General features: G+C 66.7%; 11 protein-coding genes. All 11 read left to right on the forward strand.

Going from position 1 to position 13710, the window contains the following annotated elements; translation table 11 throughout:
* The first annotated feature begins 19 nt into the window (after positions 1-19).
* Complete coding sequence (gene epsE, locus LK539_RS08830; RefSeq protein ID WP_227800526.1) at positions 20-808, forward strand: polysaccharide export protein EpsE; 789 nt, start codon at positions 20-22, stop codon at positions 806-808.
* Positions 809-1033: 225 nt separating this feature from the next.
* A complete protein-coding gene (gene epsF, locus LK539_RS08835; RefSeq protein ID WP_227800527.1) occupies positions 1034-2440 on the forward strand; it encodes a chain length determinant protein EpsF in 1407 nt (468 codons plus the stop codon).
* Positions 2441-2511: 71 nt separating this feature from the next.
* Positions 2512-3411, forward strand: a complete 900-nt coding sequence (gene epsG / locus LK539_RS08840; protein ID WP_227800528.1) for a chain length determinant protein tyrosine kinase EpsG — start codon at positions 2512-2514, stop codon at positions 3409-3411.
* Between the two features lies 1 nt (position 3412).
* Positions 3413-4402: an exosortase B gene (gene xrtB / locus LK539_RS08845; protein ID WP_227800529.1), complete on the forward strand. Its 990-nt coding sequence runs from the start codon at positions 3413-3415 to the stop codon at positions 4400-4402.
* The gene (epsI, locus tag LK539_RS08850) at positions 4399-5148 is read left to right on the forward strand and encodes an exosortase-associated protein EpsI, B-type (protein WP_227800530.1); all 750 of its coding nucleotides are present in this window, start codon (positions 4399-4401) and stop codon (positions 5146-5148) included. Before xrtB ends, epsI begins: the two co-directional genes overlap by 4 nt.
* 21 nt (positions 5149-5169) lie before the next feature.
* Complete coding sequence (locus tag LK539_RS08855; RefSeq protein WP_227800531.1) at positions 5170-6639, forward strand: O-antigen ligase; 1470 nt, start codon at positions 5170-5172, stop codon at positions 6637-6639.
* Complete coding sequence (locus LK539_RS08860; protein WP_227800532.1) at positions 6639-8162, forward strand: oligosaccharide flippase family protein; 1524 nt, start codon at positions 6639-6641, stop codon at positions 8160-8162. The genes LK539_RS08855 and LK539_RS08860 overlap by 1 nt, the downstream gene beginning before the upstream one ends.
* 14 nt (positions 8163-8176) lie before the next feature.
* A complete protein-coding gene (locus tag LK539_RS08865) occupies positions 8177-9385 on the forward strand; it encodes a glycosyltransferase family 4 protein (protein WP_227800533.1) in 1209 nt (402 codons plus the stop codon).
* Entirely contained in the window at positions 9375-10196 is an 822-nt protein-coding gene (locus tag LK539_RS08870) for a glycosyltransferase family 2 protein (RefSeq protein ID WP_227800534.1), read from the forward strand. The genes LK539_RS08865 and LK539_RS08870 overlap by 11 nt, the downstream gene beginning before the upstream one ends.
* A gap of 287 nt (positions 10197-10483) precedes the next feature.
* Positions 10484-12718 carry a DUF4962 domain-containing protein gene (locus LK539_RS08875; RefSeq protein ID WP_227800535.1) on the forward strand — a complete coding sequence of 745 codons (2235 nt, stop codon included), beginning with the start codon at positions 10484-10486 and terminating at the stop codon, positions 12716-12718.
* Positions 12719-12817: 99 nt separating this feature from the next.
* A complete protein-coding gene (locus LK539_RS08880) occupies positions 12818-13678 on the forward strand; it encodes a beta-1,6-N-acetylglucosaminyltransferase (protein ID WP_227800536.1) in 861 nt (286 codons plus the stop codon).
* The last annotated feature ends 32 nt before the right edge of the window (positions 13679-13710 follow it).

A 13710-nucleotide genomic window follows, 5' to 3' on the forward strand; every position in this document is an offset into this window, starting at 1 on the left:
CAGGAGTGAAGGAGCAATCATGAAACGATTCGTCAAGTGGATGATGGCCGCTGCGCTGGTGCTGAGCATGGGCGTCGCAGGCGCCGCCGAAGTGCTGCTGGGACCGGGCGACGTGGTCAAGCTGTCGGTCTACGGCAGCCCCGACCTGTCGCTGGAAACCCGGGTCAGCGAAAGCGGCAACATCACCTTCCCGTTGCTGGGCCAGGTGGCGGTGGGTGGCCTGTCGGTGGCCGCCGCGGAAAAGAAGATCGGTGACATGCTGGAGAAGGGCGGCTACCTCAAGAAAGCCCAGGTCAACATGCTGGTGACCACGCTGGCCAGCCAGCAGGTCTCGGTGCTGGGCTATGTGAACCGTCCGGGCCGCTATGCGGTGGAAGGGCGCCGCAAGGTGCTCGACCTGCTGGCGATGGCGGGCGGCATCCATGGCGATGGCGGCGACATCATCAGCCTGGTGCGCACCCGCAACGGCAACACCACGCGCGAGACCATCGACGTGGTCGACATGGTCCGCAAAGGCGAGCTGAACAAGGACTACGAAGTGGCCGGCGGCGACATCATCTACGTCGAGCGCGCCCCGCGTGCCTATGTCACCGGCGAAGTCCAGCGCCCGGGTCCGTTCCGCCTCGAGCGCGGCATGACCGTCCAGCAGGCCGTCTCGGCCGGTGGCGGCCTGAGCCTGCGCGGCAGCAACAAGGGCATGAAGATCACCCGCAAGGACGCCAGCGGCAACCCGGTGACGATGGATGTCAAGGCCAGCGATCCGGTCCAGGTCGACGACGTCATCGTGGTGCGTGAATCGTGGTTCTGAGGTTTTTCGTTTTACGTAGGGTGGGCGGATTCCGCCCACGCGGTGATCGTCGGATGACGAATAGCCGCGCAGGCTGCAGTACCGTGATTTGACCGCGTGGGCGGAAATCCGCCCACCCTACGGTACTGCTGCAGCCGCGCCTCGTTTTCCGTTTTTGTAGCAAGGTAGTACCCGTCGTGTTTCTGTCCACCCCGCTGTCAAGGCATCTGATGCAAAGGTAAGGCCATGAACGTTCATCAATTCCTGCTGATTCTTCTTGCCAGGAAGAAGATCATCCTGTCGACCCTGCTGGTCACGGTCCTGCTCGCTTTGGGCTGGAGCCTGGTGCAGCAGAAGACCTACAAGGCAACCGCATCCGTGCTGTTGAACTACAAGGGCGTGGACCCGGTGAGCGGTCTGACCATGCCGGGCAACCTGATGCCGGGCTATATGGCGACCCAGATCGACATCATCAGCAGCAAGAACGTGGCCCTGCGCGTGGTCGATTCCTTGCGCCTGGCCTCCAGCCCGGCCGTGCAGGCCCAGTGGCGCGAAGCGAGCGAAGGCAAGGGCTCGGTGCGCGACTGGCTCGCCGACCTGCTGCTGAAGAAACTCGAGATCATGCCTTCGCGTGAATCGAGCGTGGTCGAGATCAGCTTCAAGGGCGCCGACCCGGCCTTTGCGGCGGCGGTCGCCAACGCCTTCGCCGACGAATACCAGAAGATCGCTGTCCAGCTCAAGACCGAGCCGGCCAAGAAGGCCTCGGCCTACTTCAACGAACAGACCAAGCAGCTGCGCGACAACCTGGAAGCGGCGCAGGCGCGCCTGTCGAAATACCAGCAGGAGAAGGGCATCGTCAGCCTCGACAACAACCGCGTCGACGTCGAGCTGTCGCGCCTGAACGACCTCTCGGCCCAGCTGGTGGCGGCCCAGACCCAGGCCATGGAAGCGAGCTCGCGCGCCAGCATGGCCAACGGCGTCGGTTCGCCCGACGTCGCCAACAACGCCCTGGTCCAGAGCCTGCGCGTGAGCCTGGCCAGCGGCGAAGCCAAGCTGGCCGAGGCGGCCTCGCGCTACGGCCGTAATCACCCGGCCTACCAGTCGGCCTCGGCCGAAGTGGGCAAGATGCGCGCCGAACTGAACGCCGCCCTGGGCAGCGTGTCGAAGAGTGTCGGTTCCAACGCCCAGATCTACCGCCAGCGCGAGTCCGAGCTGCGCGCCGAGCTGGCCGCCCAGAAGACCCGCGTGCTCGAGCTGAACCGCACCCGCGACGAGCTCGGCGTGCTGCTGAAGGACCTCGACAGCGCCCAGCGCGCCTTCGATTCCGCCAGCCAGCGCTTCTCGCAGACCCGCATCGAGGCCCAGTCCGAGCAGTCCGACATCTCGATCCTGAACCCGGCGGTGCCGCCGACCGAGCCGGCAGGCCCGCGCGTGCTGCTCAACACCCTGGTCTCGATCCTGCTGGGCACCATCCTCGGCGTCGGCCTGGCCCTGCTGCTGGAACTCCTGAACCGTCCGGTGCGCTCCGTGGGCGACGTCAAGGACATGCTGGGCATCCCGGTGCTCGGCACCATCGAGTGGCGCATGAAGCGCCCGCGCTCCGCCGGCATCCGCGCGCTGATGACCCCGCGCCGCCTGCTGCGGCTGAACTGAGGCACGCCCCCGGCGCGCCCACGAGGTGCGCCCGGGGCGGCGCTTCCGAACCAAAAGAATAGGACCAGACCATGAATTCATCCGTGCTATCCGCATTGCCCACCGGCGCACCGCATGAGGGCGCGATCCACAACGGTGCCCCGCTCGACTCGAGCATGGGCGCGCTGCTGCTCGATTCCGGCAAGCTCACGCCCGAGAGCGCGGAACGCGTGCTGCGCATGCAGAAGGATCTCGGGATCCGCTTCGGCGAAGCGGCCGTGCGCCTGGGGCTGGTCAGCGAGGACGATATCCAGCAAGTGCTGGCGCGCCAGTTCTCCTATCCGTATTTGCAGAAAGGGCAGGCCAACCTGTCGCCCAAGCTGGTGGCGGCCTACGACCCGTTCTCGCCGCAGGTCGAAGCCCTGCGCGCGATCCGCAGCCAGCTGATGCTGCGCTGGTTTGCACGCGGCCGGCGCGCCCTGGCCATCGCCGGCGTCACCCCGGAAGACGGTTCCAGCCTGTTCGCGGCGAATCTCGCGGTGGTGTTCTCGCAGCTGGGCGAACAGACCCTGCTGGTGGATGCCAACCTGCGCAGTCCGCGCCAGCAGGAAATGTTCGGCGTCAAGCCGCGCCAGGGCCTGTCCGACCTGCTGGCCGGCCGCGCCGACCTCGACGTCATCCAGCGCGTGCCGGCCTTTGTCGACCTGTCCCTGATGCCCGCCGGGACCCTGCCGCCGAACCCGCAGGAACTGCTGGCGCGCGAAGGCTTCCGCAATCTGAATACCCAGCTCGAGTCGCGCTACGACGTGGTACTGTACGACCTGCCGCCCTTCGCCAGCGGCGCCGACGCGCTGGCCGTGGCCGGACGCGCCGGCGGCGTGCTGCTGGTGGCCTGCAAGCACCGCACGCGCATCGCCAACGTCAGCCGCATGGCCGAACAGATGGCCGAATCCGGCGCCGAAGTGGTCGGCTCCGTGGTGGTGGAGTTCTGAGATGGCGACGGCGGCCCAGAACCAGGCGGCAATGCCGGAATACAGCGCGCCGACCCTGGCCGGCACCCTCGACGCCCTGCGGCGTTCGCTGCCCGAATGGTGGCCGGTATATGCCGGCCTGGCAATCCTGCTCGGCCCCACCTTCTACGACCTGTTCACCGGCGCCTGGATCGGCGAAGAGCAGGGACATGGCCCGATCATCTTCTTCCTGGCCCTGTGGCTGATCTGGCGCAAGTGGCCGGAGCTCAATGCCGCCGTCGGACCGACGCCGGCGGGTAGCTGGGCCGGCTGGCCGGTGCTGGCCATCGGCCTGATGTTCCACCTGCTGGGCCGCTCGCAGAAGATCCTGATGTTCGAAGTCGCCTCGATCGTGGTGGTAATGGCGGCCGTGATCCTGCTCAAGTTCGGCAGCCGCGCACTGCGCGTCCTGTGGTTCCCCTTCTTCTTCATGCTGTTCCTGATCCCGCTGCCGAGCGAGCTGGTGGCGGCGGTGACGATGCCGATGAAGATGGCCGTGTCCTGGGTGACCGAGCACATCCTGTTCGCGCTGGGCTACCCGATCTCGCGCTCGGGCGTGGTGCTGCAGATGGGCCAGTACCAGCTGCTGGTGGCCGACGCCTGCGCCGGCCTGCAGACCCTGCTCACGCTGGAAGCGCTCGGCCTGTTCTACCTGAACCTGATGCGCCACCCCTCGGCCTTCCGCAACATCACGCTGGCGATCCTGATCATCCCGATCTCGTTCACGGCCAACGTGATCCGCGTGATCGCGCTGACCCTGATCACCTATTACTTCGGCGACGCCGCCGGCCAGGGCTTCCTGCACGGCTTCGCCGGCATGGTGCTGTTCATCACCGCGCTGTTGCTGATTCTGGCGGTCGACAACGGCCTGCAATGGTGGATCAAGCGCCGCGAAAGCGGCGGCAGCGGCCCGGGCACGGGCGGTGGCCGCCGCAGCGCGCCAGGTCGCGGCACCCTGAAGGAGGCAACATGACCCGCCGTTTCGCCATCAGCGTGGTGCTGGGCCTGGCCATGGCCGGCACCTCGGCCCTGACCGGCGCCCTGACGCCCAAGGCGCGGGTACCGCAGGCCCACGAACAGTTCAGCCTCGAGCAAATGATCCCCCAGCGCTTCGGCGACTGGCGCATCGACCCCTCGGTGGTGCCGCTCCAGCCCGATCCCGAACAGCAGAGCGTGCTGGAAAAGATCTATGACCAGACCCTGTCGCGCACCTACATCAACGGGGCGGGGCAGCGCGTGATGCTCTCGATCGCCTATGGCGGCGACCAGAGCAAGTCGCTGCAGTTGCACTTGCCCGAGGTCTGCTACGTGGCGCAGGGTTTCCAGATGGAGAAGGAAGCGGAAGACAATCTTCCGACCCGCTTCGGCGAACTGCCGGTCAAGCGCCTGGTGGCGCGCCTACACGAGCGCAACGAGCCGATCACCTACTGGATCACGATCGGCGAACACGCCGCGCGCGCCGGCATCCAGCAGAAGCTGCGCCGCCTGGCCTATGGCCTGTCGGGCGAGATCCCGGATGGCATGCTGGTGCGGGTCTCGACCATCCAGGCCAGTGACACCCAGGCCTACGGCGTGCAGGACCGCTTCGTCACCGACATGCTGACTGTGATGGCGCCGCGCGACCGCGCGCGCCTGCTCGGCGCCGGGCTGGCCGGGACGGCCCCGGTCCAGGCGCATGCGCAGCCCCGAGGTGGGTCACAGCTGCCGGCGCGCGGCTGAGGACGCAGGCAAGGACGCTCGATGAACCTGAACGCCATCATCCCTTACGTCTATTACTCGCTGCCCTGGGCCTTCATCATCGGCCTGTCGATCGCGGCCGTCGCGGGGATCGGCGTCGGCCTGGTGTGGCCGCGCTTCCTGGTCTATCCCTACCTGGCGGTCTACTTCTGCATGAACTCCACCAGCTACGGCAACATGGCGATCTTCGCCAGCCGCAGCATCTACAGCCGCGGCTCGGGCGTGCTGCTGTTCGGCCTGGTGCTGTGGTACGTGCTCGGCGCCTGGGCCTGCGCCAGGGTCGCCGCCACCTTCCAGCGCTACCCGACCCCGGCCTGTAATCTGCGGCCCTGGTTCTGGTGCTGGGCGGTGCTACTGGCCGCGCACGTCGGCGTCGGCCTGGTGAACGATGTCAGCGTCGCCGAATCGCTGACCCCGCAGGGCTTTTCCAACATCGTCTGGATGGCGCCGCTGATCTCGCTGATGCTGCTGTCCTTCCGCACCCGCGAGCACGTGCTGGAACTGACCCACTTCATCCTGATCGTCGGCCTGTGCCGCTCGCTGTTCGGGCTGGTGCGCTGGGCCGCCTTCGGGGGCGACCCGAACAATGTTTACGCGAACCTGAACGCGATCAAGATCCGCCTGACCTTCTTCGACATCAACGACAGCCTGGTCTGCACCATCGCCTTCGCGATCGCCGCCGTCCACCTGTTCCAGACCGTCAAGACCGATCGCCCCAAGTTCTGGCGCACCATCGAGTGGATGACCCTGATATCGACGGCGATGTGCATCCTGCTGTCCTACCGCCGCAGCGCCTGGATCGGCTTCATGCTGGCCTTCCTGGTGATCATGATGCGTTTCCCGCTCAAGCGCCGCATGCAGCTGATGACAGCCGGCCTGCCGGTGGTCGGCGCCGCCCTGGCCTACGTGGCGGTGCAGCGCCTGTCCCAGACCAAGGGCGCGGGAGGAGGGCTGGGAAGCCTGGTCTACGACATGCAGTCCAAGCGCTTCGGGCCCGAGAGCGAACGGGTGCTCGAACTGAAGTTCGCCCTGGGCGACTTCCTGGCCAATCCGATCACCGGTATCGGCAGCTGGGGCCGCTACACCGGCTATCAGTACATCTCCTGGCAGCAGAACCCGGACGGCGGCCTGTTCCTGCACAGCGGGGTGCTGCACATCGCGCTCAAGAGCGGCCTGGTCGGCACCTTCCTGCTGTTCGGCACCCTGGCCACCTTCATCCTGTTCGCGCGCCGCGCGCTCAAGCAATTGCCGCCTGAACTGCTCGGCCTGGCCACGGCCGGGGTGGCGGGGCTGGCCTTCATGATTCCCGACTTCCTGATCGGCACGCCGTTCCCGCAGGTACGCACCAGCCAGATGCTGGCCGTCTGCATCGCCCTGCCTTACCTGGCGATGGCCGTGGCCAAGGCGGCGCCCGTGACGAAACCGGCGGTGAAGCCCTTCATGCCGCCGCGTCCCCACCTGGTGCCCGCCTGATGAACCTGCGTCTTGCCCGTAACGCCTGGTCGAACCTGCTGGGCGCCGCCATCCCCGCGCTGGTGATGCTCGGCACCGTACCGCTGGTCGTCAAGGGCCTGGGCGACGCCGGCTATGGCGTGTATTCGCTGGTGACGGCCATCGTCGGCTATTTCGCCGTCATCGACATCAACGTCACCGCCGGCTCGGTGAAGTACATCGCCGAGCACAATGCGCGCAAGGACGAGGACCGGATCTTCGAGACCATTTCCTTCGGCCTGGCCACCTACGCCGGCATCGGGGTGCTGGGCGCGCTTGGCCTGTACTTTAGTGCGCCGGCGCTGGTGGGCGGCGTGTTCGCAGTGCCCTCGGGGCTCGTGCCGGAAGCCACCGCCACGTTGCGGCTGGCGGCGCTCGGCTTCCTGGCCGGACAGCTGCAGAGCTACCTGAACAGCGTGCCGCAGTCGCTGATGCGCTACGACATCTCGGCGCGCCTGGAGATGGTGTTCGGCACCCTGGTGCCGCTCGCCACCGTCGGCGTGCTGCTGCTCGGCTATGGCCTGTTCGAAGTGATCCTGTTGCGGGTGGCGGCCTCCACCATCCATTGCAGCATCCTGTGGGGCGCGATCCGGCGCCTGCTGCCCGGCATGCGCTGGCGCTGGCCGGGGGCGAGCTTTCGCAATGCGCTGCTGGGCTTTTCCGCCTATTCCTTCCTGTCGCGCTTTGCCACGCTGTCGTATGCCCATGCCGACAAGCTGATCATCGGCGCCCTGGTCGGGGTCACCGGCCTGGCCTACTTCACGGTGGCGGCCACGCTCGCCAACCGCGTGCTGAGCCTGACCTTCCGCCTGTCCGGCGTGTTCTTCCCGGCCGCCAGCGCACTGGCCGCCAGCGGCGAGTATGCCCGCCTGGACCGCGTCTACCTGAAGGCAACCCGCTACGTGGTGTTCCTGAACGCCGCGATCCTGGTGCTGGTGGCGGTCTTTGCGCACCAGATCCTCGGCTACTGGATGAACGACGCCTTTGCCCGCAACGGTGCGCTGGTGCTGGCGGTGATGGCGCTGTCGCAGTTCGTCGATTCGCTCACCAGCCTGCCGTCGCTGGTGAACGACGGCATGGGCCACCCGCGCGTGTCCGGCCTGTTCGCCGTCACCCGCGCCCTGGCCGGTCTCGCCATCGTCTACGTCGGCGTGGCGGGGTGGGGGATCGACGGCGCGGCCTGGGGCCACCTGGTGGCCTCGCTTGTCTTCACCGCGATCTTCCTGGTCTACGTCCACGGGCGTACCGTGCCCACCACGCTCGCGCGCCTGGTAGGCCAGGGCTATGCGCCGGGCCTACCAGGCGTCGCCCTGGTGGCGGTCGCCGCCACGGCGGCCGAGCAGCTGTTCGACCGCGGGGCCTGGGATTTCCTGTTCATTCTGAGCGTGACCGTGCTGCTGCTGGGCGTACACGGCGCGCTGTTCGTCGTCGAGCGCGACGACCGCCTGATGGCGTGGACGCGCCTGAAGTCGGGCTGGTCGCGCTGGCAGGCGAAGGGAGCTTGAGTTTGCGGATATTGATGGTTTCGGAAGATTTGCCTGGCGCCCAGCTCGGCGGCCTGGCCAAGCATGTCGTCACCCTGTCGAACGCCCTGATGGAAGATGGCCACCACGTCGACATCATGGGCCGTTCCGACCGCGCCCACCCCAAGAGCGCCGAGGAGATCGGCTTCCAGGGGCGCTTCGTTCCGGGTTTCGACTTTCGCCGGGTGGGCTGGAAGGAAGCCCAGCTCGGCTTCTTCAATCCGGCCAAGCGGCCTTGGTTCGCGGCGAAGGTGGCGCGCGCGCTGTCCGAGCATGCCCTTGCCATCGGCAACTACGACGTGGTGCACTACCACGGCCACCTGCCCATGGCCGGGCTGTACGTCGACCCGGCGCTGAATTTCGTGCAGACCCGCCACGACCAGGGCAGCGAATGCGTGACCCACCTGCGCTTCAAGGGCGACGCCGTGTGTACCGAGACTTCACCGCGTGCCTGCGCCGCCTGCGCCCATGCGGCGCCGGGACCGGTACGCAGCCTGCTGTCGGGCCATGCGGTGGCGCGCTACCGCGACGAGACCGAGCGCACTTTCGCCCGCCACAAGACCATTTTCGTGTCGGACTTCCTGCGCCGCCAGTTCCTGCGCGCGCTGCCGCACGCCGACCTGTCGCGCTCGCGCGTGATCCACAACTTCATCAACTACCGCAAGCTGGCGCGCCTGGCGGAAAACGGCGGCACGCCAAAGCAGGGCCAGGTACTGCTGGCCGGCCGCATCGATACCGGCAAGGGCTTCGCCGAGTTCCTGGCTGCGGCGCGCGACCGCCTGCCGCCGCAGGCGCAGGTGCTGGTGGTCGGCGACGGCCCGCTGCGCGCGCGCCTCGAAGCCGAGTATGCGAGCGAGCAGGTGCGCTTCCTCGGCTGGCAGCCAAACACGGAAGTGGCGGCGCTCACGGCCGCCAGCCATGTCTGCGTCGTGCCCTCGGTGTGGGAAGAACCCTGCGGCACCACCATCCTCGAAGCACTGGCGCTGGGCCGGCCCTGCCTGGCGCTGGCGCGCGGCGGCAATCCCGAGCTTGCCGTCTACGAGTCGTATCCCGGCCAGCTGCGCCTGGCCACGTCGATGCCGGAGCTGGTCACGCACCTAGTCGACGAACTGGCGCGGCCGGCACAAGCGCGTCCCTTGCCGGCGTCCGCCGGGATGGACGTTTACCAGGCCATTCCCAAGATCGTGGACTTCTATGAACAATAATCCTTCGACCCTCTCCGCAGCCAAGCCGACGTTTTCCATCGTCACCTGCACCTGGAACAGCGCCGCCACCCTGGCCGATACCCTGGCCTCGGTCCAGGCCCAGACCTGCCAGGACTACGAACACATCTTCGTCGACGGCGGCTCCACCGACGGCACCCTGGAAATGATCGCGGCCTACCTGCAGGACAGGCCCGGCAACAAGCGGGTGCTGCGCGACGTGGGCGGCGGCATCAGCCGCGCCATGAACCAGGGGATCGAAGCGGCGCGCGGCGAATACATCGCGCACCTGCATTCGGACGACTACTACAACGGCCCCGACGTGCTGGCCACCGTGAAGCGCACGTTCGACGAAGCGCAGGCGCAGGGGCGTCCGGTCGACTGGGTCTACGGCAATATCCAGGTCCTGAAGAACGGCAAGATGGTGCCGCCTTATGCGATGCCGGCTTTTTCCTATCGCTCCTTCGTGGCCGGGCGCAGCTCGATCCCGCATCCGGCCGTGTTCATCCGCAAGGCCGCCTTCGAGCGGGTCGGCAGCTTCGACGAAAAGCTCAAGTACGCGATGGACATCGACCTGTGGCTGCGCCTGGGTGCGGTATCGCGCCCGGCCATGATCGACCAGCCGCTGACGGTGTTCCGCGACCATGAGGGCAGCGTGTCCTCGGCCAACCGCATCAAGGCGCGCCAGGAAGAATTCAACGTGCGCCGGCGCCACATGGACAAGGCGCCGCTGGCCTTCGGTATTTACTGCCTGCGCTACCTGAAACGCATGCGCGCGCTGCAGGCCGAGGCGCGCGCAGTGCCGGTTGCATGAAACGATAGCAATCCGACAGCTTTGCCGTTTTGTCTTTTCAGCCCGTTTACGACCGTTAAAAGCCTGAAAATATTGGCCTGTAAAAGTTGAAATTCTGTCGTGGGATTTCTGCAAAGCAAGCAAAAAATCGGTGATTTCTTTGGGGAATTTGCCTGCGTTCAACTTACTTTGGGGTAGGATTAGTCCTGTCAAGTAAGTCGCTTTTCAAGCGCAGCAAACCTTTCTCGAGCCGCGGGCACAGCCCGGAACGGCGCACGGAATTCCAGTTTTTTTCTTGGAGCACCCACATGCAATTTCAACGGAAGAGCCTGTTCCTGGCCGCTGCCTTCGCCTCGCTGTTCGCGAGCGCAGGCGCACGTGCCGACTGGGTCCAGTCGACCGATCCCCTGGTCGTCCAGGCCAAGCCTGAAATGAACCAGGTGCAGGCGCAGAACCCACCCGCATTCACCTGGGCCCGCCATGCCACCGGTCCGGCCAGCTACGAGATCGAGATCACCCCGGTGGGCGGCAGCCCGACCAAGGCCGTTGTCGACCGCAACTGGTACCTGCCGACCAAGGCCATGGCCCTCGGCAACTACACCTGGCGCGTCCGCCCGGCAGGCAGCAGCGAATGGTCGAGCCCGCGCACCTTCTCGATCACCAGCCGCTCGACCGTGTTCGAAGTGCCCGACAACGCGACCCTGCGCAACCGTATCCTCTCGAAGGCCCGTCCGCGCTCGCTGCCCTCGTCGGTGACCCCGTTCTCGACCTGGAACTATGCCAAGCGCACCACCCTCGAGCCCTACCTGAGCCGCCTGGCCAACGAAGTCAAGGCCCAGACCACGGCTGTGCCGTCCCTGAGCGACTCGCGCTGGTCGATCGTCATCACCTCGCCGCTGACCGCCGCCATGGCCAGCCAGCAGACCGACGTGCGCCAGCGTATCAACGAAGCGACCCGCCAGATGGAAGCGGCGGCGCTGACCTGGCGCCTGCGCGGCGACGCGGCCTTCCTGACCGAAGCGCTGCGCCGCGGCGACGAGCTGGCCGCGCTCAACCCCTACGGCCCGACCAGCTACGAGAACCAGGACCAGGCCACCCGCCAGATCGCCTGGGGGCTGGCCAAGACCATCGACCTGCTGGGCAGTTCGCTGGACGGCACCCGCAAGGCGCGCTGGCTGGCCTCGATCAAGGCCCGCACCACGGTCATCTACAACAACCTGGCCGGCGACAACGGCCGCCTCGACCAGTACCCGTTCGACTCGCACGGCAATACCAGCCTGGTGTTCCTGGTCCTGATCTCGACCCTGACCCTGGGCGACATCCCGGAAGCCCAGACCTGGTTCGACTTCTCGTTCCGCGCCTATGCGCTCAGCCCGAACCCCTGGGGCGGCCCGGAGGGCGGCTACGCCAACGGCACCGCCTACGCCGAATATGCGGCCGGCTACCTGCTGGCGCTGTGGGATCCGCTCACCAACGCCAGTGGCGTGAACTTCTTCGGCAAGCCCTGGACCCTGGGCTTCCTCGATTTCGCGATGGAATTCACCCCGCCGGGCGCGCGTACCCACGCCTTCGGCGACGCCTCCGAGACCAAGCCGGACCCGCGCGTGTTCCGTGCCTTTGCCTCGCGCATGTGGTCGCCGCGCGCCGCCTGGTACGTGAAGAACACCACCGGCATGGAAGACGCCATGTCGCTGCTGCAGGCCGAATACCCGCTGCCGGTGACCTACACGACTTACCAGGAAGCGCCGCAGAACTCTGCCTACTACCCGACCGTCGGCTGGGTGGCGATGCACAGCAACCTCGGTTCGACCGCGCGCACCTCGACCTACTTCAAGTCCAGCCCCTATGGCTCGTTCAACCACAGCCACGGCGACCAGAACGGCCTGCTGCTGTCGATCGCCGGCCAGCCGCTGCTGATCAAGGCCGGCTGGTACGACTGGTACGGTTCGCCATACTGGACCGACTGGTACCACCAGACCCGTTCGCAGAACGCGATCACCTTCGACGGCGGCAAGGGCCAGATGGTGAACGGCTACCGCGAGCAGCTGCAGCGTAACGGCAAGATCACGGCCTTTACCGCCCAGCCGAGCTACGACTATGCCGAAGGCGACGCGACCCCGTCGTATGGCGGCCAGCTGACCATGGCCAAGCGCCAGGTCTGGCATCTGCGCAACGCCGGCAACGCCGTCCTGGTGCGCGACCGCCTGGCCAGCACCGTGGCCCGCACCTATGAGTGGAACATGCACACCCCGGCCATCATGAGCGTCGAGAACGGCCAGAACGTGAAGGTCGAAGCGGGCGGCCAGTCGCTGTGCGTGCGTTCGCTGAACAGCAACGCCAGCTTCGCCAAGTGGATCGGACCGGGCGCCAAGACCAACGTGGTGGAAGACCACGGCGCCTTCTACTTGAAGGCCAACGCCAACACCACCGCCGAGTACCTGGTGCTGCTCGACGTCGGCTGCAAGAAGCCGACCGTCAACATCTCGACCTCGGGCTCGGTGCGTACCGTGACCGTGGGCGGCCAGACGGTGAGCATCAACTAAGCGGGCGCTATCCCCGGGGCGTGCCGTGCTAGACTCGGCGCGCAGCAAAAGTCCTCCGCGGCCAGGCGCTGCGGGGGACTTTTCTTTTGGGGGAGGGCGATGAAGCAGGTATTCCTGATCTGTGCGCACAAGGACATCGAGCAATTGAACGCTCTGGTCGAAGCGCTGCGCGATCCCGATTTCATCGTCTACGTCCACCTCGACCGCAAGAGCGCGCTCGATCCCGCCGCGCTGCATCCCTCCGCCATTCGAGTTGCGCCGCGCATCGATGTGCGTTGGGGCGGCTTCTCGCAAGTTCAGGCCACTCTCGTTTCGCTGCGCCAGATCCTGCGCGAGCAGCCTGACTTCGACAAGGTGATCTTCCTGTCCGCCCAGGACTATCCGCTGCTGCCCAATGAGCTTCTCAAGCGCGAGCTCATGCGCTTGCAAGCCCATGAGCTGCTGGAGACGGCGCCGATCCGGCCTGATGGCTGGAACGTGGGCTTTCGCTACCAATTCTTCCACCGCGAAGGGGGAGGGAAGCTGGAGCGCCTGGCCTGCGGCCTGGCCAACCGCATGCTGCGCCTCACGGGACAGCGGCGCCGGATGCCGGACGGCTTCGCGCCGCACGGCGGGGCATCCTGGTGGGCCTTGTCGCGCGATTGCCTGCTTGAAGCGCTGCGCCTGGCGGACAGCCATCCGCGCTTGCTGCGCTTCATGCGCACCGTCCAGTGCCCGGACGAGATGCTGTTCCAGACCCTGGTCATGCACTCGCGCTTTGCCGAGCGCGTCCTGTCCGATAACTTCCGCTACGTGCAATGGCCGGAGCAGGGCGCACGCAATCCGAAGGTGCTGGACGCCGCCGACTTCGAGCGCATCCGCGCCTCCAACGCCCACTTCTGCCGCAAGCTCGACAGCCAGGCCAGTGCCGGGCTGCTGCCGCGCCTGCGGCAGTGGAAGGAAAGCCGCGCCGCGGCCTGAACCATCCGGTGCGCGTGCGCACCCGCACAGAC

The organism is Massilia sp. IC2-476 (assembly GCF_020707295.1).
Classification (GTDB): domain Bacteria; phylum Pseudomonadota; class Gammaproteobacteria; order Burkholderiales; family Burkholderiaceae_D; genus Telluria.

Bases quoted from the DNA above. Each gene is read 5' to 3' on its own strand.
- LK539_RS08860 (WP_227800532.1), top strand. From the start codon at position 6,639: ATGAACCTGCGTCTTGCCCGTAACGCCTGGTCGAACCTGCTGGGCGCC.
- epsE (WP_227800526.1), top strand. From the start codon at position 20: ATGAAACGATTCGTCAAGTGGATGATGGCCGCTGCGCTGGTGCTGAGC.
- LK539_RS08855 (WP_227800531.1), top strand. From the start codon at position 5,170: ATGAACCTGAACGCCATCATCCCTTACGTCTATTACTCGCTGCCCTGG.
- LK539_RS08880 (WP_227800536.1), top strand. From the start codon at position 12,818: ATGAAGCAGGTATTCCTGATCTGTGCGCACAAGGACATCGAGCAATTG.
- epsF (WP_227800527.1), top strand. From the start codon at position 1,034: ATGAACGTTCATCAATTCCTGCTGATTCTTCTTGCCAGGAAGAAGATC.
- LK539_RS08870 (WP_227800534.1), top strand. From the start codon at position 9,375: ATGAACAATAATCCTTCGACCCTCTCCGCAGCCAAGCCGACGTTTTCC.
- epsI (WP_227800530.1), top strand. From the start codon at position 4,399: ATGACCCGCCGTTTCGCCATCAGCGTGGTGCTGGGCCTGGCCATGGCC.
- LK539_RS08865 (WP_227800533.1), top strand. From the start codon at position 8,177: ATGGTTTCGGAAGATTTGCCTGGCGCCCAGCTCGGCGGCCTGGCCAAG.
- LK539_RS08875 (WP_227800535.1), top strand. From the start codon at position 10,484: ATGCAATTTCAACGGAAGAGCCTGTTCCTGGCCGCTGCCTTCGCCTCG.
- xrtB (WP_227800529.1), top strand. From the start codon at position 3,413: ATGGCGACGGCGGCCCAGAACCAGGCGGCAATGCCGGAATACAGCGCG.
- epsG (WP_227800528.1), top strand. From the start codon at position 2,512: ATGAATTCATCCGTGCTATCCGCATTGCCCACCGGCGCACCGCATGAG.